The following is a 21,727-nucleotide window of genomic DNA, read 5'->3' as shown; positions in this document are numbered from 1 at the left end:
GTCATAAAATCTAGGCAAATTGGTTACCTCGTCATATTTAGTCGGTAGCAAACCGGAGTAGCCAATGCCGACGCATCATCACGTCGCTCGTGACATATCCTACGCTCATTCCGCAGAAACGCGGGGTGGGCGTATGGTGATCAAGTTGATGGAAAACACGACGGGCCGCTTGCGTCTTATCCGTCGCGCAGATGGCTACGATCAGGAAGTCGCACAGGGACGTGATTTCTGGTCGGTGATGGTGGAACGCTATGGGCTGACATTGGATGTGGTCGGTGGCGCGTTATCGAATATTCCTAAAGATGGCCCGCTGATTTTGATTGCGAACCATCCATACGGCATTCTGGACGGGCTGATGATGGGTCATATCCTGTCTCAGACGCGCGGAGATTTTCGTATTCTTGCCAACCATGTCTTCCGCAAAGCTGAAGATTTGGATCGGATCGTCCTGCCAATCTCTTTTGATACTACCAAAGAGGCGATGCGGTTAAACCTTGAGACCCGCAAGACTGCTCTGAGCTATTTAAGCGACGGCGGCGCAATCGGGATATTTCCGGGTGGCACCGTCAGCACGGCTGCGAAGCCATTTGCGCATCCGATGGACCCGGGGTGGCGCGGATTTACCGCTCGGATGGTGGCCAAATCTGATGCGACTGTTGTGCCGGTGTTTTTTGATGGACACACCTCGCGATTGTTCCAGATTGCTAGCCATCTGCACAACACGTTGCGCATGGGTCTTCTAATCAAAGAGTTCAAGAAACGTGTTGATACTCCAGTGCGCGTGGTTGTTGGAGACCCCATCGGGCGCGACATTCTGGACCCATTGGGCAAGGATACGCGCAAGATGATGGATTTCCTGCGCAAAGCGACGTATGAGCTGTCTCCAGAGCCATTAAAGTCTTATGACTACGGCTATGAATTTGAGGAACGGCATCGCGCCTGAAGGGGCAAATGGCAGTAGGTATCTTTGATTCCGGGTTGGGCGGTCTAACCGTCCTGAACGCCGCGCAGAAACATCTGCCGGACGTGGATTTCCTGTATTTTGCGGACAGCGCGCATGCGCCTTACGGCGTTCGCGATGCCGAAGACATCTACAACCTGACCCGTACTGCCGTTCATGATCTTTGGGATCGCGGCTGCAATCTGGTGATTCTGGCCTGCAACACTGCCAGTGCTGCCGCTTTGCGCCGGATGCAGGAGGCGGGTGTGCCAGATGGTAAGCGGGTACTGGGCGTGTTCGTTCCTTTGATCGAAGCGCTGACCGAGCGGCAATGGGGTGACAATTCACCTCCGCGCGAGGTCGAAGTGCAACATGTCGCGCTGTTTGCGACACCCGCGACTGTGTCTAGTAGGGCGTTTCAGAGAGAACTGGCGTTTCGGGCGATTGGCGTTGATGTTGAGGCGCAGGCCTGCGGCGGTGTGGTCGACGCCATTGAGGATGGCGATATGATCTTGGCCGAAGCCTTGGTGCGCAGTCATGTTGACGCTCTGAAACGCAAGATGCCGGAACCGCAAGCGGCTATTCTCGGCTGCACCCATTACCCGTTGATGGCGGAAACGTTTCAGAATGCATTAGGCCCTGATGTGAAGGTCTATAGCCAAGGAGACTTGGTGGCTGAAAGCCTTGCAGACTACCTGAAACGTCACCCAAACATGCTTGGCGAAGGCTCGGGTGGGTTCATGACCACCGGCAAGCCCAGCACGGTGTCGGATCGCGCAACGCAATTCCTCCGACGACAAATCACCTTTGAAGCCGCCTGATTTTGGTCAAGGACGGCGCTTTTCTGATTTTGTAATTCGTTGACCGTCGCATCGGCGGTCACCCCATGTGACACATGAATGAAAGAGGTCTGACATGACCCATAAAATCGCAATTCTAGGTGCTTCCGGCTATACCGGCGCGGAACTGGTACGGCTGATCGCTGGGCATCCGAATATGGAGATCAAGGCTCTGGCCGCCGAGCGCAAGGCCGGGCAGACAATGGCGCAAGTGTTCCCGCATCTGCGGCATATGGATTTACCAGTGCTTTGCAAGATTTCCGAGATCGATTTTTCCCAGATCGACCTGTGCTTTTGTGCCCTGCCGCATAAGACCAGCCAGGAAGTCATCCGTGATCTACCCAACACATTGAAAATCGTTGACCTTTCGGCTGATTTCCGGCTTCGGGACGGAGGCGAATATCAGAAATGGTACGGCAACCCGCACGCCGCGTTGGGACATCAGGAAGAAGCCGTTTATGGCCTAACTGAATTCTATCGTGATGATATCAGTTCTGCGCGGCTCGTCGCTGGCACAGGTTGTAACGCAGCGACCGGGCAATATGTACTGCGGCCATTGATATCAGCGGGCGTGATTGATCTGGATGACATCATTCTGGACTTGAAATGCGCAGTTTCAGGCGCAGGTAGGGCACTGAAAGAAAACCTTCTGCACGCAGAGCTCAGCGAAGGAGCAAATGCCTATGCAGTTGGTGGGACACACCGGCATCTGGGTGAGTTCGATCAGGAATTTTCTGAACTTGCCGGTCGGACCGTTCATATTCAATTCACGCCACATCTGATCCCGGCCAATCGGGGCATTCTGGCGACCTCTTACGTGAAGGGTGATCCGCAGAGCGTCTATGAGACTTTGCAATCGGCCTATGAGGATGAGCCGTTCGTCGAGGTGCTGCCCTTCGGAGAAGCACCTTCAACCCACCATGTACGGGGGTCGAACTTTTGCCATATCGGTGTCGTTGGTGATCGGATCGAGCGCCGCGCAATCGTTGTGGCAGCTTTGGATAACCTGACAAAAGGTAGCAGCGGGCAAGCCTTGCAGAACGCCAACCTGATGTTAGGTGAGGATGAAACCCAAGGGCTGATGATGGCCCCTCTGTTCCCGTGAGGACGGTATGAAAACGCTCAAGAAACGTCGTCGAATACAGATCATTGTGCTAGCCGCGGTGGCCCTTGCCTTATCGACGGCGTTGATTGGGGTGGCCATGAAAGATGGCATCAACTTCTTCCGTTCACCCAGTCAAGTGGTCGCCGAGCCGCCTAAGCCGTCCGAAGTGTTCCGCATCGGTGGGCTTGTCGAAGAGGGCTCGGTCATACGTGGGCAGGGTGAAACTGTGTATTTCGTCGTCACCGATGGCGGTGAAAGCGTCAAAGTCGCATTCACGGGTGTCCTGCCTGATCTGTTTTCAGAAAACCAAGGCATGGTTGGGACAGGCAGCTATGTGAACGGTGTCTTCGAAGCCACTGAAATCCTTGCGAAACACGATGAAACCTATATGCCGAAAGAGGTTGTGGACGCATTGAAAGAGCAAGGTGTTTACAAAGAAGCCGGCGACAGCTGATCAGTTCCAAAGCATTGAAATCTTGAGGGCGTTGCGTGCAAGAAACACGCAGCGCCCTTTGTTCTATCGTCGGATTAACTTATTTGCCGGACCGTTAGCCTGACCACACTAAAGGGGGCGGGCATGCGGACGGTTCGACAGATCGCAGATGAAATCGTGGCGCGGGAAGGTGGCTTTGTCGACGATCCCGACGATCCCGGTGGGGCAACAAAATTTGGTGTGACGATCCACACCATGCAGCGTTTGGGTCTTGATCTGGATCGCGATGGTGCTGTGACACATCGGGATGTGAAAGCTCTGACCAGGGCGCAGGCCATAGACATCTTTGTCGACCAATATTTTGAAAGGCCTCGCCTTGGGTTGCTGCCCCAGACTGTACAGGCCTCGGTGTTTGATATGTACGTCAATGCGGGTTCGCAGGCAGTCAGAATATTGCAAAGCCTGCTGTGCCAAATGGGGTTTGAGGTCGCGGTTGATGGCGTGATCGGCGCCCAAACCGCACGTTCAACAGATGCTGCTGCCAAACCAAAACCTCAGGCCCTAACAGATGCCTATGGCGTCGCACGGCGTAACTATTATTTCCGGTTAGCAGATCGGAGGGTTTCACTACGTAAATATGCCCGAACTCGGGCCGGGGGCAAAGGTGGTTGGATCAAGCGCGCTGAAGAGTTTTTGTCTCCTCAATATCACCTGACGGATGCAGACTTTCAGAGGAGGATTTCAGGATGGGTTTGATCTCTGGACTTTTTGCCCTGTTGTTCGGTGGAGGCCGCAATGTGGTTCGTGAAACTACCGAGATATTTCGAGAAAATGCTGAAAGTGAGGCGCAGCGGACCACAGCGTTGCGCAGTGCGGCGATGGTGCAGTTCGGGGCCGAGTTCCAAGTTCCCAGAAAAGGGGGGTTTGATCGATTCATAGACGGGCTGAATCGTCTGCCGCGCCCGGCTTTGGCGTTGGGCACCTTGTGCCTGTTCCTTGCCGCTATGATCGACCCGCTCTGGTTCGCGGCGCGCATGCAGGGCATTGCACTGGTGCCGGAACCGCTGTGGTGGCTGTTGGGTGTGATCGTGTCATTCTACTTTGGTGCGAGGCATCAGATCAAAGCGCAGGATTTTCAGCGAGAGATCAATCAAACGGTGCTGCAAGCGCCAGAAGTATTGGCCAACCTTGCGACAATCCGTGAACTTCGCGAGGACAGCCCCGGCATCGCGGATACCCGGTCGGATGCGGCCTTGACCGAAGTAGTAATACAGGCCGATTTCAACCCGGCACTAGAAGATTGGCTACGGCTGCGCGCAGCCTGAGGCGCGACACTATGTGCGGCGATACTTGACGAATGTTAATGGCACATGCCGACCTGCCGCAGTATAAGCGCGTCATGATTACAGAGCTCGGCCATTTCGCACTGATCCTAGCCTTCCTGGTCGCCATCGTTCAGACTGTGGTGCCTCAGATCGGGGCTGCCAAACGATGGAACGGATGGATGGTTTTCGCAGAACCTGCGGCCATCGCTCAGTTTTTGCTGACCGCGTTTTCCTTTGGAGCACTGGTTTGGGCTTTCGTGGCGTCCGACTTTTCGTTGCGGATTGTGGTTGAGAACAGCCATTCCGCCAAGCCGATGCTGTACAAGATCAGCGGGACTTGGGGAAACCACGAGGGCTCGATGCTGCTATGGGTCCTTATCGTCACAATTTTCGGGGCGATGGCCGCGATCTTTGGCGGCGGATTGCCCCCGACGCTCAAAGCACGGGTTCTGTCGGTGCAGTCAGCCATCGCTGTTGCGTTTTTTGCGTTCATTCTGTTCACATCTAATCCGTTTGATCGCTTGCCAGTTCCACCTTTCGACGGTCGGGACCTGAACCCACTGTTGCAGGACCCGGGCCTAGCGTTTCACCCACCGTTTCTCTATCTGGGTTATGTCGGCCTGAGCATGGCCTTCAGCTTTGCTGTCGCGGCCCTGATCGAAGGCCGCGTAGATGCGGCATGGGGCCGTTGGGTGCGACCTTGGACGCTTGCGGCGTGGATTTTCCTGACCATTGGTATCGCACTGGGGTCTTGGTGGGCCTACTACGAATTGGGTTGGGGCGGTTTCTGGTTCTGGGATCCGGTCGAAAATGCCAGCTTTATGCCATGGCTGCTGGCCGCAGCGCTGCTGCATTCGGCCATCGTTGTCGAAAAGCGCGAGGCGCTAAAAAGCTGGACTATTTTGCTGGCGATCATCGCCTTCGGGTTCTCGCTGATCGGGACGTTTATCGTGCGCTCGGGGCTTTTGACCTCGGTCCATGCGTTTGCCAACGACCCCGAAAGGGGTGTGTTCATCCTGTTCATTCTGGTGATTTTCATCGGCGGCGCACTGACTCTGTTTGCAGCCCGTGCGCAGGCGATGGAAGCAAAGGGAGTGTTCGGGATGGTCAGCCGGGAAAGCGCGCTGATTCTGAACAATATCCTGCTGGCAGTCAGTTGTTTCGTCGTGTTCTTTGGTACGCTGTGGCCCATGGTGGCTGAGATGGCATTTGACCGGAAACTCTCGGTCGGAGCGCCATTCTTTAATGCGGCCTTCACACCATTCATGATTGCCCTAGGGATCGTGCTGCCTGTTGGCGCTATGCTGCCCTGGAAGCGGGGCAGGTTAGGTCGCGCGGCGTGGTCTCTGCGCTATGCATTCAGTCTTGCTGTAGCGTTGGCGATACTGGTCTGGGTGATGCAGACAGGGCGCAGCGCTTTAGGGCCTGTTGGTCTTTTCCTCGGCGCTTGGATTGCGTTCGGCGCTCTTGTCGATCTTTGGAGCCGAACAGGCCGCAAAGGCAACCTTGCACGCCTGTTCCGCCTTCCGGGTGCTGATTGGGGTAAAGCCGTCGCCCATACTGGCTTGGGTGTCACAATGTTTGCCATTGCGGGGCTGACAGCGTGGGAAGTCGAAGATATTCGAGTCGCCCAACCCGGTCAGCCATTCGAAGTTGGGCAGTTCACGTTGACATTGCAGGATGTGCGCCGGGTTCAGGGACCGAACTATTTCTCGACGATGGCGGATGTGATGGTGGAACAGGATGGGCGTTTTGTCACGACGCTTAACCCTGAAAAGCGTGACTACCCCGTGGCGCGCATGCCGACGACAGAAGCCGCGATTGACTATCGTTTCTTGCGTGATCTTTATGTTGTGATCGGAGATCAACAGGCAGATGGCGGCTGGGTGATGCGGACCTACATAAAACCCCTCGCCAACTGGATTTGGGGCGGATGTATCTTAATGGCTCTGGGTGGTGCACTCAGCCTGTCGGACCGCCGTTTCCGGGTCGCAGCTGGTGCGCGTAAGACGCCTGCAGGTGGGGTGCCGGCCGAATGAAACGTTTGCTTTTGATACTGCTGCTGATCGCGTCACCGGTCTTGGCTGTTCAGCCGGACGAGGTTCTGGATGACCCGGCGCTTGAAGCGCGGGCGAGGGATATCAGCACGGGCTTGCGCTGTCTGGTCTGTCGGAACGAAAGCATTGATGAAAGTAATGCCGAGCTTGCGCGTGACTTGCGCATTCTGCTGCGGGAACGTCTTGTTGCGGGCGATACGGACCAAGAGGCAGTCGAATTTATCGTTGATCGCTATGGCGAATACGTTCTTCTGAAACCAACCACGACCGGAGCCAATCTGATGCTTTGGTTGGCAGGCCCGATCATGTTGCTGATCGCGGCGGGCATGGGCTGGAGCTTTTTGCGGAAGCGTTCGCGGCACCAACAAGCGGCGCATTCTGATGCGCTGACCGATGAAGAACAGGAACGCTTGCGCCAAATCTTGGAAGACTGACGCGCGGTTCTGCTTTTCCTTTTTCCACATTTGCGTCAGGGTTTTGCGAAACACTGCGCAGGTGAGGTTGTACATGGAATACGAAGCGGTCCTTCTAGATATTACCGATGATTTGGCGGTTTTGACATTGAACCGACCAGACAAGATGAATGCGCTGACGAGGCAGATGCGGGCCGAGATCACCTATGCGATGAAAGAAGCGGCTCGCCATGCCAGGGCAATTGTTTTGACAGGGGCTGGGCCTGCGTTCTGTTCTGGCCAGGATCTAGGGGACGCGTCGAGCACAGGAAAGATCGATCTCGAACGAGCATTACGGGATGAATATGAGCCTATGCTTGAGGCGGTTTACGACTGCCCGGTGCCAACGATCGCGGCCGTTAACGGGGCGGCAGCAGGGGCAGGGGCGAATCTTGCACTCTGTGCCGATGTCGTAATCGCAACCGAGAGCGCCTATTTCCTGCAGGCCTTTGCTCGGATCGGATTGCTGCCTGATGCTGGCGGAACTTGGTTCATGCCGCGTCAGATGGGATTTGCCAAAGCGATGGGGGCTGCTTTGTTTGCAGACAAGATCAGCGCGCGTCAGGCGGACGACTGGGGGTTGATCTGGGAAGCAGTCTCTGACGATCAGTTCGACGCGCATTGGCGCGAACGGGCCGCTTATCTGGCTAATGGCCCAACTGCCGGGTTCCGGGCAATCAAACAGGCGATCCGGGGGACCTACGATAGAACATTGCCGAAACAGCTTGCCGCCGAGGCGCACCTGCAAGGCGAATGCGGTAGAACCCGTGACTTTGCCGAAGGTGTGGTTGCATTTCTGGAAAAGCGCCCCCCGAAATTCGAGGGGCGCTGAGAGATCATTCAGGCGCGGCGGCGACGTCGTGTGCGTCGTTCAGGCACCGCCTCGTCGCCGGTGCCATCTGAGGCTGAGGTAAACGGACCAAGCGCCGATGTAATCTGATCCAGGGTCGGGCGATCTCCGCGTTGGCCGCTATCCAGTGCTTCCCGCATCTTGCGCAGATGCGCAGGCATGGTGCCGCAGCACCCGCCAATAATTGTCGCACCTGCATCTCGGGCCATGGCGGCGTATTGGCCCATCAGTTCGGGCGTTCCGTCGTAGTGGATATGTCCGTCCACGTATTTCGGAATGCCCGCGTTTCCCTTGGAGATCAGCGGACGTTCGCTGCCCTGAGCAGCGAAACCAAGCACCGTACGCAAAATGTCGGACGCACCCGTACCGCAATTGGCCCCAAAGGCCACAGGGGGATTGGGTAGGGTTTCGACAATCATCGCCAGATCAGAGGATGTAACACCCATCATGGTCCGGCCTGCGGTGTCAAAGCTCATTGTGCCGCACCAAGGCATGTCGGCCAGAGCAAAGGCCTCGGCTGCGGCGCGGAACTCTTCTGGGGCGCTGATGGTCTCAAGCCACAGAACGTCTGCGCCTCCGGCTTTCAACGCCTCTGCCTGCTCATGAAACATCTCGACGGCTTCAGCATGCGAAAGGCTGCCAACGGGCTCCATGATTTCACCGGTCGGGCCAACAGAACCTGCCACAACAATTGGGCGGCCTGCATTGTCTGCAACTTCACGACCCAGCTCTGCCCCGATACGGTTCAATTCGGTCACACGGTTCTGGGCATCATGCAGTTTCAGACGTGCTGAGGTTCCGCCGAATGTGTTGGTGAGAAACAGATCGCTACCGGCATCGACCGAGCCCTGATACAGCGCGCGAATCTTGTCGGGAGCATCGACGTTCCACAACTCAGGTGCATCACCAGATTGCAGGCCCATGTTGAACAGGTTCGTGCCCGTCGCACCATCCGCAAGAATGACGTCGACGGTTTCAAGTAGAGTGTTGAGCGCGTTTGTCATTAGGTATTCCAAGAATAAGGCCGTGGCCCGTCAAAATATGAGACGCCCCGTGTCTCATGACCGGGGCGTCAAATCAAATTCATAAAACTCATGAAGATCATGAGTTTTGCATTTTACGCAATCAATCTTCGGCTTCCGCCATAACCTGTTCTTTGGCTTCAACCAGCAGTTCCGCCATTTTCGCACGAATCTTGGCCTCGTCTGCAAGATCGCCAAGATAGCCTTTAACCGCCTCGACGACATCGTCCTCGCTGACATTCTGCAGATCGGTATGGACCAGTTCCTGGCCATATTTCCGAGCTTGCTCTACGGTTTCGCCCTTCAGTGCCGATGCCCAGACAGCCATAAACCGGTTACGGCGCATCCGCGCGATGAACTGCATCTTTTCGTCATGAGCGAATTTGCTTTCAAATGCGGCTTCGCGTTCGTCGAATGTGGTCATTGGTTGGGGACCCCTTGGCTTGAATTCTCTTTCCTGATGATATGACTATACGACGCCTCGGGCGCAAGGTATTTGCGCTGCGTCAAAGCCTCTCGGGGTCGCGAACTTGCGGGAAGGCGGGGCTTGCACTATGAGGGCGCCAACGTAAGGGGACTCATTCCCTTTCCCCAGCCTGGAAAGGTCGCTCATGGCGCGTCGCAAGAAGATTTACGAAGGTAAAGCCAAAATTCTGTATGAAGGCCCGGAACCGGGAACCATCGTGCAGTATTTTAAGGACGACGCCACTGCTTTCAACGCCGAGAAAAAAGATGTCATCGACGGCAAGGGTGTTCTGAACAATCGTCTGAGTGAATTCTTCATGACTGGTCTGGCCCAGATCGGGGTGCCAACGCACTTCATCCGCCGTCTTAACATGCGCGAACAACTGGTGCGGAATTGCGAGATCGTGCCGCTGGAAGTCATCGTGCGCAACTATGCCGCCGGAACGATGTCCAAACGTCTTGGTATCGCCGAGGGGACTCAGCTGCCGCGCCCGATTGTTGAATACTGCTACAAGGACGATGCGCTGGGTGATCCGCTGGTGACTGAAGAGCACATCGCGGCATTCGGCTGGGCTGGCCAGCAGGACATGGACGATATCCTGAGCCTTGCACTGCGTGTGAATGATTTCATGAGCGGTGTAATGCTGGCTGTCGGCATTCGACTGGTCGATTTCAAGATTGAGATCGGGCGCGTGTTCGAAGGTGATTTCCAACGCCTGATCATTGCGGACGAGATCAGCCCCGACAGTTGCCGTCTGTGGGATATCGAAACCGGTCAGAAGTTGGACAAGGATGTGTTCCGCCGCGACTTGGGCAGCCTGACGGATGCCTATTCGGAAGTCGCCCGTCGTCTTGGTGTTCTGCCCAAAAGTAATGTGACCAAGCCAACGCTGATCAACTGATCCTGCCCCGGACGGGCAGGGTTGTCCGACACGCCCAAGCGGGGTATCCCGCGCGCAACGAAACGGATCGGAGAGCGGTCCACCAGTGGAGTTTTCGAAAATGAAGGCACGTGTGCATGTGATGCTCAAGAACGGGGTTCTGGACCCGCAGGGTGAGGCTGTGCGTCACGCATTGGGTGCGATGGGTTTTGATCAGGTCGAAGGTGTCCGTCAGGGCAAAGTGATCGATTTGGAACTGGCCGACGGCGCGACCGAAGCGGACGTAACTAAAATGTGCGAAAAACTGTTGGCCAACACGGTCATCGAACGCTTCGAGATCGAACTGCTCTGAGTTTTTCCGACCTAGGAGGGTCCGCCATGCGCGCAGCCGTCATCGTTTTCCCCGGTTCCAACTGCGATCGCGATCTCGCTGTCGCCTTCGAACAGGCCGGTTTTTCCGTCGATATGGTCTGGCACAAGGATGCCGCGCTGCCCGAGGGTATCGATATCGTTGGTGTTCCGGGTGGATTTTCCTACGGCGACTATCTGCGCTGTGGCGCGATTGCGGCGCAGTCACCGATTTGCAAAGCGCTGGCTTCGCATACCGAGCGTGGTGGTTACGCCGTCGGTATCTGCAACGGGTTTCAAGTTTTGACCGAAACCGGAATTCTGCCCGGCGCACTGCTGCGAAATGCTGGTCTGAAATACATCTGCAAAACTATCGGACTAAAAGTCGAAACCAGCGACAGTGCATTTACCGAAGGGTATAATGCCGGTGATGTGATCGATATCCCGATTGCCCATCATGATGGTAACTATTTCGCCGACGACGCGACCATTTCTGAACTTAAGGATCAGGATCGCATTGCCTTCACTTACGCCGAGAATCCCAACGGTTCGCGCGACGATATTGCGGGCATTTTATCACACAACCGCCGCGTGTTAGGCATGATGCCCCACCCCGAGCGGGCGGCGGATTCAGGCCACGGTGGCACTGATGGAACGGCGCTCTTCCGCGCATTGGCCGGGGTGTTGGCGCCAGCGTGACTTGAGGTCATCAGTCGGGACGCGTAGCGTCAGAACATGACTGCCCAAGATCAATCAGACCGCAACGGGTTCCTGAACCGACTGCGTGGCTCGCCAATGGGCTGGCGGTTGCGTCTTGCTGTGTTCTTGCTGCTGCTTGTAACGGTCGCCACAGTCTGGATTACCAACAGTCTTCTGACCAGCCGTTTCACGGAATCCACCCGCAACCGGGCCGAACTGCGTCTGGCGCTGTATTCCGGTAACTTGCTCAGTGAATTGCGTCGCAATTCCATCGTTCCGCAACTTCTTTCCAGAGACCCAACGCTGATCTCGGCCTTGCAGTCCAGTGACTATACGCTGTCGACTCAGCGGCTGATCTCTTTTGTAGAAGAAATCGGAGCGGCGTCGCTGGTTCTGTTGGACGGAGATGGGCTTACGGTGGCGGCAACCGATCGCAATCGATTGGGTGAGGGGCATCGTAGCTCTCCCTACTTCATTGATGCGATGCGATCGAATGCTACGATATTCTCGGTCATCCCGCGCGAGGCTGGGGGATACAGCTTTGTCTATTCACGCAGAATTGAAGCCAATGCAGAGATACTCGGGGTGATTGTGGTCGAGGTCGATTTGCAAAAATTCGAGCGCGCCTGGGCCGGGATTTCTGATGCAGTGATGGTGACAGACAGCACCGGTGCGATCATTCTGTCGACTGAACCACAATGGCGCGGCCTGGAAGAAGGAAGCGCTATTCTGCGCCAGCCCCCTCAAAGTGCCATTCAACGTGCGATCCGCGCGACGGCCGACTGGAATGCGCTGCCGCCGGATGCTTACTTGCAAGGCGAAGCTGTGATGCGAATGGAAACTCGCATACCGTTCCGGGGTTGGCAGATGACATCGTTCACCACCTATTCGTCAATCCGGGAACGTGTGAACAGCGTCCTCGCGCTTGAAATCATGGCATTTGCGATTCTTCTGGCGCTGACCTTCTATGCGCTCAGTCGCAGGGCCACCTCGCGCATGACTTTGTTCCAGCGAGAGTCGGCGGAGCTTCGCGCATTGAACGCCAGGCTGCAGCGGGAAATCGCTGAGCGAGAAAGGGTTGAAAAGACGCTGGAAGTTGCCGAGCAAACGCTTGCTCAAAGCTCGAAACTGGCGGCTCTGGGTGAGATGTCGGCAGCGGTGAGCCACGAGTTGAACCAGCCGCTGGCCGCTATGAAAACCTATCTGGCAGGCGCGCGTTTGCTGTTGCGTCGGAACCGACCCGAAGAAGCTCTAGCAAGTTTTGGTCGCATTGATGGTTTGATTGAACGGATGGGTGCGATCACGCGCCAGCTAAAGTCGTATGCCCGCAAGGGCGCGGATGCGTTTTCGCCTGTAAATCTAGGCGAAGCACTGGCATCGAGCCTGTCGATGATGGAGCCGCAGCTCCGTCAAAGGCACGTTAAGATAACCCAGATTTTACCCGAAGTCCCTGTTATAGTGATGGGGGATCGGATGCGGATTGAACAGGTTATGGTCAATCTCTTGCGCAATGCGCTGGATGCCACCAAATCTGTCGCTGAACCTGATGTCGAGATTATCCTGGCTGCAGGAGATACCGCTGTACTGACCGTACGTGATAATGGCCACGGGATCGAAGATATCGAAAACCTGTTTGAGCCGTTTTATACGACCAAACGCCCCGGAGACGGTGTTGGTCTAGGGCTTGCCATCTCGTCCGGGATCGTGAACGACCATGGCGGACGTTTGACTGCACGAAACGGCCAACAGGGCGGCGCGGTGTTTGAGATGCAATTGCCCATACTGGGAAGCGACGGCCTTGAGGCCGCGGAATAAAGGAAGTGACTATGGCACAGGCCATGAAAATCGCCATCGTGGATGATGAACAGGACATGCGCCAGTCGATTAGCCAGTGGCTGGCTCTGTCGGGATATGACACGGAAACCTTCGCCAGTGCCGAAGATGCGCTCAAGGTGCTTGGTCCGGAATATCCGGGGATCGTGATCTCAGACATCAAAATGCCGGGCATGGATGGCATTCAGCTTCTAAAGAAATTGATGGGCGCTGATAGCACATTACCGGTGATTATGATCACTGGTCACGGCGATGTTCCAATGGCCGTCGAAGCCATGCGGGTGGGTGCTTTTGATTTTCTTGAGAAACCGTTCAATCCTGACAAGATGTCTGAACTGGCCAAGAGGGCCAGCAACGCACGACGTTTGACACTGGACAACCGGGCGCTGCGCCGCGAATTGTCGGGTGGCACTCAGATCATGAACAAGCTGATTGGTGCCAGCCCCGTCATGGAACGCTTGCGCGAGGATATTCTTGATCTGGGGCAGGCCGATGGTCACGTTCTGATCGATGGTGAAACGGGGACCGGGAAGACATTGGTGGCGCATGCCTTGCACGCTGTCGGGAGCCGGGCGGGCAAAAAGTTTGTTCTGGTTTCTTGTGCCGCGTTGGAGGAGGAAGCGCTGTCGAAGCGCTTGTTTGGCCCGATGCTGCCAGAGGATACTCAGTTGCCTGCCATCGAAGAAGCACGAGGCGGGACATTGGTTTTGGAAGATGTCGAAGCGCTGAGCGATACGCTGCAGGCGCGTTTGCTAAGTGTTATGAACGAACAGGGGACGCCTGCGGAAACGCGGATCGTTGCGATCTCGAATCTGCAGGAGGCCGGCAAGACATCCGAGGATGTTTTGCGGCCTGACCTATTCTACCGGCTTGCGGCCTTGCGCATCACGATGCCGCCGCTGCGTCAGCGCGGCGAGGATATCCTGACTCTGTTTACGCGCTTGAGCGAACAGTTTGCCGAGGAATATGGTTGCGATGCACCCCAAGTCAGCGCACAAGAAGCGGCGCAGCTATTGCAAGCCCCTTGGCCGGGGAATGTTCGGCAGTTGATCAATATTGCCGAGCGCGCAGTGCTTCAATCGCGACGCGGATCAGGGACGATTGCGTCGCTGCTGATGTCAGATCATGAAGAGATGCAGCCCGTAATGACCACCGAGGGCAAGCCGCTAAAGGAATATGTCGAAGCTTTCGAACGGATGCTGATCGACAATACGATGCGCCGTCATAAGGGTTCGATCGCGTCCGTGATGGAAGAGCTTTGCCTGCCGCGCCGAACATTGAATGAAAAGATGGCAAAGTATGGATTGCAGCGCTCGGATTACCTGTAGGCCGCAGAGGGGGCCAGCCCTCTCTTGAGCCTTGGGCTCAATTCACCCCCGAGAAATTTTCAGCCAGATGAAGAGATCCTGTGCTGTGATCTGCGGGTGTTATTCAGTTTGCCCATTGTCTTTTCCACAGGACTGCTTTTATTGTGTTCGGACGGGCCGGGCGATTTGACGCCCAGAAGTCCCGAATCATTGAGTTTCGCTGCTGATCTGCTGCTGAGGATCATTTCCACGCAGTTCAGCAGGCCGATTGTGCCCCAACCGGGGCAACTGAGTACCTGAACCCGTTCTGGCGGGTGAAAGGAATAATGGGCAGGCCGCGGCCCTATCCCGCGCCTGTCGGAGAAGAACCGCGATGACGCGCGCGCAACGATTGAGTATATGGGCAGGGGGCCACAGTGCCGCACCCTGCCGCGCGCCGTCTGAAATCGCCCGTACAAGACACCTCCCCAAAAGCGCCTGTCCGCCTGGACGGGTCAGGACAACGCGTTTGGCGCGGTGCACCAAGGACACATGGCTAAGAAAATGCTTATCGATGCCACCCACGCGGAGGAAACCCGCGTTGTGGTGGTCGATGGAAACAAGGTTGAGGAATTTGACTTTGAATCCGAAAACAAACGCCAGCTTGCTGGCAACATCTATCTTGCAAAAGTAACGAGGGTTGAGCCGTCGCTTCAGGCGGCCTTTGTGGATTATGGCGGGAACCGGCACGGGTTTCTCGCGTTTTCTGAGATTCATCCGGATTATTATCAGATCCCGGTCGCCGACCGCGAAGCGCTGATGGAAGAAGAGCGCGCTTATGCCGAAGCCATGAGGGCGCGGGATGAAGCAGAGGAATCCAAACCCAAAAAACGTCGCTCGCGCTCACGAAGCAAGGCGGCAGATGTGAAAACGGATGATCCGGTCGAAACCCTCGAAGTTTCGTCCGAACCCACCGGTATGGAAACCATCGATCTGGGAGATGAAACTGAGGAGACCGATCTATCGGTTCCCGAGGGGACTTCGCCCATGGAAACGGTTGCCGAGACCCCTGTAGAGGAACCGGCCGACGAAGCAGTTGACCAGCCGGAAGAGACCGCGTTTGAGAAGGTTGCCGAGCAAGAGGCACCCAGCGCGGAAGATACCTCTGAGGAGCATTCCGAAGCTGTTGCAGAGGATGTCACGGAAGGAGCATCCGAAGAGACTGCCGAGCATGTGGCTCAGGAAGAAGCCGTTGAGGGCTCTGTTGACGCGGAGACCTCGGAGGAGGCTGATCAAGACATGGACGAGAGCGAGGAGGCCAAGGCGCCGGACGCTGCCTCGAAAGACGACTCGATCGAATCCGTGGCGGATGAGGATGATAGCGAGGACATCCGTCCCCCGCGTAAACCGCGCCCACGCCGGTACAAGATTCAGGAAGTCATCAAGGTGCGCCAGGTTCTGCTGGTGCAGGTGGTCAAGGAAGAACGTGGCAACAAGGGTGCGGCGCTGACCACATATCTTTCGTTGGCCGGTCGTTATTGCGTGCTGATGCCAAACACGGCGCGCGGTGGAGGGATCAGCCGCAAGATCACCAATGCGGCTGACCGGAAGAAATTGAAGGACATCGCCTCGGAGATCGACGTACCAACAGGTGCGGGTCTGATCGTGCGCACGGCAGGGGCCAAGCGCACCAAGTCAGAGATCAAGCGCGACTATGAATACTTGCAACGTATGTGGGAGCAGATCCGCGAACTGACACTGCAATCCATCGCGCCGGCAAAGATTTACGAAGAAGGCGACCTGATCAAACGATCGATCCGCGATCTCTATAATCGTGATATCGATGAAGTTCTGGTTGAAGGTGAGGGCGGGTATCGCATCGCCAAAGACTTCATGAAGATGATCATGCCGTCCCATGCCAAAAACGTGAAACGGTATGAGGATGCGCTGCCGCTGTTCGCGCGTTATCAGGTGGAGAGCTATCTGGCGGGGATGTTCAACCCGACGGTTCAGTTGAAATCGGGTGGCTACATCGTTATCGGCGTGACCGAAGCCCTGGTGGCAATCGACGTGAACTCGGGTCGGGCGACCAAAGAAGGCTCGATCGAGGAAACTGCGCTGAAAACGAACCTAGAGGCCGCAGAAGAGGTGGCACGCCAATTGCGTCTGCGCGATCTTGCAGGCCTGATCGTCATCGATTTCATTGATATGGACGAGCGTAAGAACAACTCGGCTGTTGAAAAACGCTTGAAGGATAAGCTGAAAACAGATCGCGCCCGTATTCAGGTGGGCCGGATTTCGGGCTTTGGTCTGCTTGAGATGAGCCGCCAACGGCTGCGGCCCGGTATGCTTGAAGCGACGACACAGCCGTGCCCATCTTGCCATGGCACCGGTCTGATCCGATCGGATGACAATATGGCGCTGTCGATCTTGCGCCAGATCGAAGAAGAAGGCACCCGCCGCCGTTCGCGTGAGGTTCTGGTGAGGTGTCCCGTCAGCATCGCCAACTTCCTGATGAACCAGAAACGTGAACATATCGCTCAGATCGAGGCGCGGTATGGTTTGTCGGTGCGCATCGAAGGGGATGTGCATCTGGTTAGCCCTGATTTCTCGATGGAGAAGTTCAAAACCGCCAGTCGCGTTGTTCCCGAGGCTACTGCCCCGGTGGTATCGGTGGATGCGTCCCTGATGGATTTGGTCGACGCCACCAACGAGGAAGAAAGCGAAGAAGAAGTCACAGTACAGAACGAGGAAGAGGCCAAGCCCAAGCGCAAGCGTCGTCGGCGTCGGCGCAAAAAGAACGCGGGCGGTTCAGAGGCGTCTGATAGTGATACTGACGAAACTGAGGCCGAGAATAACGCTGAGGCGGCTGAACGGGCTGAAACTGTTGAGACCGAGCAGGCCGAGGCTGAACCGGTTAATGAGGAAGCGGCTGAGAAACCAGCCAAGCCCAAGAAGCGTCGGGCGCCGCGTCGCCGTAAAAAGGATGCAGATACTGATACCGGTGCCAACGAAACTCAGCCTGCCACAGATGACACGGCGGCTGAACAGGCGAACGAACCAGTTGCTTCCACAGTTGAGGTTTCCGAGGTCGAACCAGAGCAAACCCCAGAAGCCCAGAACCCCGGGGAAGTACCCGAACCTGAGGTTGCCGAGGCTCAGCCAGTAGAAGCTTCTGAACAGGCTGAACCGGTGGCCATAGAGGCCGAGGAACAGCCAATAGAGATTGAATCTGAAGTTGTTGAGACTGACACCCCGGAGCCTGTCTTGGAGGTTGTGACGGAAGAACCTGAACCTGCGCCAGCCAAGCCAAAGCGGCGCGGGTGGTGGTCACTCGGGCAATAATGAAAAGGCGGGCTGATTGGCCCGCCTTTTTCTTTAATACTATCGTGACGAGTCGCTAGTCGGATTTTTGGATCAAATAGATCTGATGACCATCTACACTGTCTTGTGAAATGAGCGTGTGACCCGCCTCAGTACAGAAATGCGGCACGTCGATTATCGCCGCCGGATCATCAGCAAGCAGGCGCAGGACGCCACCTGCAGGTAAGGATTTAAGCCTTTTTCGGGCCTTGAGGACGGGTAGAGGGCATAACAATCCCAGCGCATCCAACGTATCTGTCTCATCTGTCATTCGGTTGAGATATTTCCAACAAGGGGCACTGTCCAGCGTGTAACCACGAGGATGTGACCGAATGGCCCCGTGACGAAACCCACTTGATACCATATGTGCTGATCCATGTTCGGAATTGAGATCATCGATGCAGGACTTTTACCTGCCATGTTTGTCGCCTTGCTCGGCGGGCTGATCAGCTTTTTGTCGCCCTGCGTGTTGCCGATTGTGCCCCCATATCTTGCGTATATGAGCGGCGTGACCATTCACGAGATGCAGGACGAGGCGCGTGCGCGGCGCAAGGCGACCCTGTCGGCACTTTTCTTTGTTCTGGGTCTGTCGACGGTATTTCTTCTGCTGGGCTTCACAGCATCGGCCTTTGGGGCGTTCGTACTCCAGAATCAGGTGCTTTTTGCTAAATTGTCAGGCGCGGTGGTGATTGTTTTTGGCCTGCACTTTCTGAATGTGTTCCGTATCCCTCTGTTAGATCGCGAAGCGCGCGTTGATGCGGGAGAATCCGGTGGTTCCGTATTCGGGGCCTATATTCTGGGCCTGGCATTTGCTTTTGGCTGGACGCCCTGCATCGGTCCTCAACTGGGGGCAATCTTATCGTTGGCCGCGTCAGAGGCGTCTGTCGCACGCGGCACGTTGTTACTAGGTGTTTATGCTGCAGGGCTGGGTATTCCGTTTCTTTTGGCCGCAATGTTCCTGAACCGCTCCATGGCCGTTATGAACCGTATCAAACCTCATATGGGTGCGATCGAAAAGGTGATGGGTGGGTTGCTATTGTTCGTCGGTATCATGTTGATCACTGGGCTGTTCACGGAATTCAGCTGGTGGCTGCTTGAAACATTTCCAGCTTTGGCGAATTTTGGTTAACCCTCTGGCGCTAAACGTGGATGGTTAAACGGCGGGTCTTACCTTGACCTTGCCGCTGCGCTAATCTGCGGATCAGAGGGCCGGGTCATGAGCAGTCAACAAACCCAACCACAGGTGCGCAAGCGCCGGGTGTTTTATATACCCGGCTATGATCCGATTCCCCCACGCCGCTATCGCGAACTCTATCGAAGAGAGAGCCGTTCCCAGGCCGCGATATCTGGCTACGAGATCGATGTGATCGGCAAAACCGATGGTGGAGCCTATGGTTGGCGCGTTCTTTCACATCAAGACGGTGTATCTGTTGAGACCGAGATCGAGGTTTTGGTTTGGGCTGATATCGTTAAGGACAGCATGGCGCGCTCGATACTGGCGACGTATTTTCAGATGGTACAGACCGCCTGGATCTACATATCAACGGGAACGCTTTGGCGCCTTATGCAATTGCGCAAGGGTCCGGTTATCGCCGCACTATATCCGGTAGGAATGTTATTGGCTCAACTTGCGCTGGCTCTGCTGGTTGGGTGGGGTGTTGCTGTTGGGTTAAGCACGTTCATGTGGTGGTGGTCTGTGCTGCCTGCTGCTGTGGCCGTTTACGCTCTGATGCGCTGGTTTCGAGCGATCGACAACCGATTGTTCGCCTATTACCTGATGCATGACTATGCGCATTCCGCACGTTTAAAAGGTGCATATTCACCTGAGCTGACAACGCGGCTTGACCAGTTTTCAGATCAGATTTTTCAGGCCCTCGGATCTGACGTTGATGAGGTTTTGGTGGTCGGCCATAGCTCTGGGGCTCATCTTGGCGTGACAGCCCTGGCTGAGGTTCTAAGGAGGCAGGGCAAGATCGGCGGTCCGGCCTTGTCATTCCTGTCATTGGGGCAGGTCGTGCCGATGGTTTCCTTTTTGCCAAAGGCCCGCGCATTGCGGACCGATCTGCAATATCTCTCGGGTAGCGAGGGGCTGGCTTGGGTCGATGTTTCAGCACCCGGAGACGGCTGCGCCTTCGCTTTGTGTGATCCAGTGGCGGTTAGCGGAGTATCGCTACCCAACAAATGCTGGCCGCTGGTACTGTCTGCAGCGTTCACTCAAACCCTTTCACCCAAGCGCTGGAAACAGCTCAGGTGGCGGTTCTTTCGGCTGCATTTCCAGTATCTGTGCGCGTTCGATAGGCCCAATGATTACGACTACTTCAAAATAACCGCGGGCCCGCAAACGCTGGGAGAAAGGTTTGCTAACCGAACACCTTCGCGATCACGCATTGAACGCACCATTTCGAAACACACTACGGTGGCGGCATGAGGCCACCTAAACCTGCTTCACGGCCCGATAAGGTTTCACTCTGGCGGTATATGCGTTTGTTTCGACAAGACCTTCTGTCGGCGCAACCTCAACGTTTGTATCGGGCCTGGATGGCTGAGTTTCGGACGCCTTTTTTTCGATCGTTCCTGATCAACCAACCGGAACTGATCCGCACTGTGTTGAAAGATCGACCCGATGTGTTTCCCAAATCAAGCCGCATCAGTGAAGGTTTGCGCCCGCTGCTGGGGCAGTCCGTGTTTCTGACCAATGGGGCGGTCTGGAAGCAGCAGCGCAGGATCATCGATCCTGCGTTTGAAGGTGGCCGATTGAAAGACACATTTCCTGCGATGGTAGATGCGGCGCAAGCTTGCGTCGACAGGCTTGGGGTGCGCATTGAGCAGGACGTGGAATGTGAAGAGATCACCAGCCACGTGGCCGCAGATGTCATATTTAGAACCCTGTTCTCGGTACCGATTGAGCATGAGGTAGCTGCGCAGGTTTTTGAAAAGTTCAGGATCTATCAGCGCGAACAACCTTTGTTGAACCTGGCAGCCTTTGTACCGCTTCCCAGATGGGCCCCCCGGTTACATTCGCGCAAGACGCGTCAGACCGCCCGACAAATACGCGCTCTGATCAGCCAACTAACACTTGACCGGGCAGCAGCAATCAAGAACGGAACGGCACCTGATGATCTGGCCACGAAGATCATGACGACCCACGATCCAGAGACAGGCAAGTGTTTTGACGCGCAAGACATGGTCGATCAGGTCGCTATTTTCTTTCTCGCGGGGCACGAGACCAGTGCCTCGGCGTTGGCATGGGCCCTGTATCTACTGGCGTTGTATCCCGATTGGCAGGAAAAGCTGGCAGAAGAGGCGCAAGCGCTGGATACAGCCGAATTCTCAGTCATGTCCCACCTACGACTTAGCCGCGACGTATTTCGTGAGGCGCTGCGCCTGTATCCGCCTGTTCCAATGATGGTGCGTGAAGCCTCCTGTCCGGAAAAATTCCGTGACAGAGATATCCCGCAAAAATCTCAGATCGTGGTCAGCCCCTGGCATTTACATCGCCACGAACGCTTATGGGACAGACCAGACGAATTTGACCCCGGGCGATGGGCAACAGAGAACGGAAAGGCCTGTCAGCGTGACGCCTACATCCCATTTTCTGCCGGCCCTCGGGTTTGCACAGGCGCGGGGTTTGCCATGGTTGAGGGTCCACTCATACTGTCGATGCTGCTGCGTCGATATCGCTTTGAAACAATCGAAGGCAAAACGCCCGTACCGGTCGCACATCTGACCGTCAGATCAAAGGATGGGATTTGGTTGCGCCTAGTTGAGCGCTAACAAACTACCATCGTTCGTCGGCTTGCTGTATGCGGTTGGAAAATGCGGAATCATA

At 55.9% G+C, this 21,727-nt stretch carries 21 protein-coding genes; 18 read left to right on the top strand and 3 right to left on the bottom strand.

Features of this window, described 5'->3' with window-relative positions; genetic code table 11:
- The first annotated feature begins 64 nt into the window (after positions 1–64).
- The 9 genes from ACR0IU_RS01320 to ACR0IU_RS01280 all read left to right on the top strand — a co-directional run bounded on the left by ACR0IU_RS01320 (position 65) and on the right by ACR0IU_RS01280 (position 7,983).
- Positions 65–943, top strand: coding sequence for a lysophospholipid acyltransferase family protein (locus ACR0IU_RS01320; protein ID WP_480714986.1), 879 nt, complete (start codon positions 65–67; stop codon positions 941–943).
- 8 nt (positions 944–951) lie between these two features.
- Positions 952–1,761, top strand: coding sequence for a glutamate racemase (locus tag ACR0IU_RS01315; protein ID WP_480714985.1), 810 nt, complete (start codon positions 952–954; stop codon positions 1,759–1,761).
- A 94-nt stretch (positions 1,762–1,855) separates the two neighbouring features.
- On the top strand, positions 1,856–2,884 hold the full coding sequence (argC, locus tag ACR0IU_RS01310; protein ID WP_480714984.1) for an N-acetyl-gamma-glutamyl-phosphate reductase: 1,029 nt from the start codon (positions 1,856–1,858) through the stop codon (positions 2,882–2,884).
- Positions 2,885–2,891: 7 nt separating this feature from the next.
- Positions 2,892–3,338 carry a cytochrome c maturation protein CcmE gene (gene ccmE / locus ACR0IU_RS01305; protein WP_480714983.1) on the top strand — a complete coding sequence of 149 codons (447 nt, stop codon included), beginning with the start codon at positions 2,892–2,894 and terminating at the stop codon, positions 3,336–3,338.
- A 123-nt stretch (positions 3,339–3,461) separates the two neighbouring features.
- Positions 3,462–4,073, top strand: coding sequence for a holin-associated N-acetylmuramidase (locus tag ACR0IU_RS01300; RefSeq protein WP_480714982.1), 612 nt, complete (start codon positions 3,462–3,464; stop codon positions 4,071–4,073).
- Positions 4,064–4,642 (top strand): holin family protein, encoded by a 579-nt coding sequence (locus ACR0IU_RS01295; RefSeq protein ID WP_480714981.1) that lies wholly within the window; start codon positions 4,064–4,066, stop codon positions 4,640–4,642. The genes ACR0IU_RS01300 and ACR0IU_RS01295 overlap by 10 nt, the downstream gene beginning before the upstream one ends.
- A gap of 74 nt (positions 4,643–4,716) precedes the next feature.
- Positions 4,717–6,681, top strand: a complete 1,965-nt coding sequence (locus ACR0IU_RS01290; protein WP_480715283.1) for a heme lyase CcmF/NrfE family subunit — start codon at positions 4,717–4,719, stop codon at positions 6,679–6,681.
- Positions 6,678–7,133 (top strand): cytochrome c-type biogenesis protein, encoded by a 456-nt coding sequence (locus ACR0IU_RS01285; protein WP_170539483.1) that lies wholly within the window; start codon positions 6,678–6,680, stop codon positions 7,131–7,133. Before ACR0IU_RS01290 ends, ACR0IU_RS01285 begins: the two co-directional genes overlap by 4 nt.
- A gap of 73 nt (positions 7,134–7,206) precedes the next feature.
- Positions 7,207–7,983, top strand: a complete 777-nt coding sequence (locus ACR0IU_RS01280) for an enoyl-CoA hydratase-related protein (RefSeq protein ID WP_480714980.1) — start codon at positions 7,207–7,209, stop codon at positions 7,981–7,983.
- An 8-nt stretch (positions 7,984–7,991) separates the two neighbouring features.
- Here the strand turns inward: ACR0IU_RS01280 and bmt are convergent, their stop codons facing one another.
- Positions 7,992–9,005 (bottom strand): betaine--homocysteine S-methyltransferase, encoded by a 1,014-nt coding sequence (gene bmt, locus ACR0IU_RS01275; RefSeq protein ID WP_480714979.1) that lies wholly within the window; start codon positions 9,003–9,005, stop codon positions 7,992–7,994.
- Between the two features lie 121 nt (positions 9,006–9,126).
- Positions 9,127–9,447, bottom strand: a complete 321-nt coding sequence (locus ACR0IU_RS01270; protein ID WP_170469973.1) for a DUF1476 domain-containing protein — start codon at positions 9,445–9,447, stop codon at positions 9,127–9,129.
- A gap of 187 nt (positions 9,448–9,634) precedes the next feature.
- Here ACR0IU_RS01270 and purC point away from each other — a divergent pair, with 187 nt between their 5' ends.
- The 6 genes from purC (at position 9,635) to ACR0IU_RS01240 (ending at position 17,880) form a co-directional block, all read left to right on the top strand.
- Positions 9,635–10,390, top strand: a complete 756-nt coding sequence (gene purC, locus ACR0IU_RS01265; RefSeq protein ID WP_480714978.1) for a phosphoribosylaminoimidazolesuccinocarboxamide synthase — start codon at positions 9,635–9,637, stop codon at positions 10,388–10,390.
- 100 nt (positions 10,391–10,490) lie between these two features.
- A complete protein-coding gene (gene purS, locus ACR0IU_RS01260) occupies positions 10,491–10,721 on the top strand; it encodes a phosphoribosylformylglycinamidine synthase subunit PurS (protein ID WP_010439914.1) in 231 nt (76 codons plus the stop codon).
- Positions 10,722–10,747: 26 nt separating this feature from the next.
- A complete protein-coding gene (gene purQ / locus ACR0IU_RS01255; protein ID WP_010439918.1) occupies positions 10,748–11,416 on the top strand; it encodes a phosphoribosylformylglycinamidine synthase subunit PurQ in 669 nt (222 codons plus the stop codon).
- Between the two features lie 36 nt (positions 11,417–11,452).
- Positions 11,453–13,231, top strand: coding sequence for a sensor histidine kinase (locus ACR0IU_RS01250; protein ID WP_010439920.1), 1,779 nt, complete (start codon positions 11,453–11,455; stop codon positions 13,229–13,231).
- Between the two features lie 11 nt (positions 13,232–13,242).
- Positions 13,243–14,577, top strand: a complete 1,335-nt coding sequence (locus tag ACR0IU_RS01245) for a sigma-54-dependent transcriptional regulator (RefSeq protein WP_010439922.1) — start codon at positions 13,243–13,245, stop codon at positions 14,575–14,577.
- A gap of 510 nt (positions 14,578–15,087) precedes the next feature.
- Positions 15,088–17,880 carry an Rne/Rng family ribonuclease gene (locus ACR0IU_RS01240; protein ID WP_480714977.1) on the top strand — a complete coding sequence of 931 codons (2,793 nt, stop codon included), beginning with the start codon at positions 15,088–15,090 and terminating at the stop codon, positions 17,878–17,880.
- 55 nt (positions 17,881–17,935) lie between these two features.
- Here the strand turns inward: ACR0IU_RS01240 and ACR0IU_RS01235 are convergent, their stop codons facing one another.
- Positions 17,936–18,169 (bottom strand): sulfurtransferase TusA family protein, encoded by a 234-nt coding sequence (locus tag ACR0IU_RS01235; RefSeq protein ID WP_480714976.1) that lies wholly within the window; start codon positions 18,167–18,169, stop codon positions 17,936–17,938.
- A gap of 105 nt (positions 18,170–18,274) precedes the next feature.
- Between ACR0IU_RS01235 and ACR0IU_RS01230 the strand changes: the two genes are divergently transcribed.
- The 3 genes from ACR0IU_RS01230 to ACR0IU_RS01220 all read left to right on the top strand — a co-directional run bounded on the left by ACR0IU_RS01230 (position 18,275) and on the right by ACR0IU_RS01220 (position 21,672).
- The gene (locus ACR0IU_RS01230; protein ID WP_480714975.1) at positions 18,275–19,027 is read left to right on the top strand and encodes a cytochrome c biogenesis CcdA family protein; all 753 of its coding nucleotides are present in this window, start codon (positions 18,275–18,277) and stop codon (positions 19,025–19,027) included.
- A gap of 87 nt (positions 19,028–19,114) precedes the next feature.
- Positions 19,115–20,326 carry a hypothetical protein gene (locus tag ACR0IU_RS01225; RefSeq protein WP_480714974.1) on the top strand — a complete coding sequence of 404 codons (1,212 nt, stop codon included), beginning with the start codon at positions 19,115–19,117 and terminating at the stop codon, positions 20,324–20,326.
- Positions 20,323–21,672, top strand: a complete 1,350-nt coding sequence (locus tag ACR0IU_RS01220; RefSeq protein WP_480714973.1) for a cytochrome P450 — start codon at positions 20,323–20,325, stop codon at positions 21,670–21,672. The genes ACR0IU_RS01225 and ACR0IU_RS01220 overlap by 4 nt, the downstream gene beginning before the upstream one ends.
- Positions 21,673–21,727: the final 55 nt, after the last annotated feature.

Source organism: Ruegeria sp. CL5 (assembly GCF_056536485.1).
The sequence above is the reverse complement of the archived record's forward strand: the minus strand, read 5'-3'. Positions and strand labels throughout refer to the sequence as shown.

Coding starts and splice junctions, on each gene's coding strand:
- ACR0IU_RS01320 (WP_480714986.1), top strand. CDS start 65: ATGCCGACGCATCATCACGTCGCTCGTGACATATCCTACGCTCATTCC.
- ACR0IU_RS01270 (WP_170469973.1), bottom strand. CDS start 9,447: ATGACCACATTCGACGAACGCGAAGCCGCATTTGAAAGCAAATTCGCT.
- ACR0IU_RS01285 (WP_170539483.1), top strand. CDS start 6,678: ATGAAACGTTTGCTTTTGATACTGCTGCTGATCGCGTCACCGGTCTTG.
- ACR0IU_RS01235 (WP_480714976.1), bottom strand. CDS start 18,169: ATGACAGATGAGACAGATACGTTGGATGCGCTGGGATTGTTATGCCCT.
- ccmE (WP_480714983.1), top strand. CDS start 2,892: ATGAAAACGCTCAAGAAACGTCGTCGAATACAGATCATTGTGCTAGCC.
- ACR0IU_RS01245 (WP_010439922.1), top strand. CDS start 13,243: ATGGCACAGGCCATGAAAATCGCCATCGTGGATGATGAACAGGACATG.
- ACR0IU_RS01315 (WP_480714985.1), top strand. CDS start 952: ATGGCAGTAGGTATCTTTGATTCCGGGTTGGGCGGTCTAACCGTCCTG.
- purQ (WP_010439918.1), top strand. CDS start 10,748: ATGCGCGCAGCCGTCATCGTTTTCCCCGGTTCCAACTGCGATCGCGAT.
- ACR0IU_RS01230 (WP_480714975.1), top strand. CDS start 18,275: ATGTTCGGAATTGAGATCATCGATGCAGGACTTTTACCTGCCATGTTT.
- ACR0IU_RS01250 (WP_010439920.1), top strand. CDS start 11,453: ATGACTGCCCAAGATCAATCAGACCGCAACGGGTTCCTGAACCGACTG.
- ACR0IU_RS01280 (WP_480714980.1), top strand. CDS start 7,207: ATGGAATACGAAGCGGTCCTTCTAGATATTACCGATGATTTGGCGGTT.
- argC (WP_480714984.1), top strand. CDS start 1,856: ATGACCCATAAAATCGCAATTCTAGGTGCTTCCGGCTATACCGGCGCG.
- bmt (WP_480714979.1), bottom strand. CDS start 9,005: ATGACAAACGCGCTCAACACTCTACTTGAAACCGTCGACGTCATTCTT.
- purC (WP_480714978.1), top strand. CDS start 9,635: ATGGCGCGTCGCAAGAAGATTTACGAAGGTAAAGCCAAAATTCTGTAT.
- ACR0IU_RS01220 (WP_480714973.1), top strand. CDS start 20,323: ATGAGGCCACCTAAACCTGCTTCACGGCCCGATAAGGTTTCACTCTGG.
- ACR0IU_RS01240 (WP_480714977.1), top strand. CDS start 15,088: ATGGCTAAGAAAATGCTTATCGATGCCACCCACGCGGAGGAAACCCGC.
- ACR0IU_RS01225 (WP_480714974.1), top strand. CDS start 19,115: ATGAGCAGTCAACAAACCCAACCACAGGTGCGCAAGCGCCGGGTGTTT.
- ACR0IU_RS01295 (WP_480714981.1), top strand. CDS start 4,064: ATGGGTTTGATCTCTGGACTTTTTGCCCTGTTGTTCGGTGGAGGCCGC.
- ACR0IU_RS01290 (WP_480715283.1), top strand. CDS start 4,717: ATGATTACAGAGCTCGGCCATTTCGCACTGATCCTAGCCTTCCTGGTC.
- purS (WP_010439914.1), top strand. CDS start 10,491: ATGAAGGCACGTGTGCATGTGATGCTCAAGAACGGGGTTCTGGACCCG.
- ACR0IU_RS01300 (WP_480714982.1), top strand. CDS start 3,462: ATGCGGACGGTTCGACAGATCGCAGATGAAATCGTGGCGCGGGAAGGT.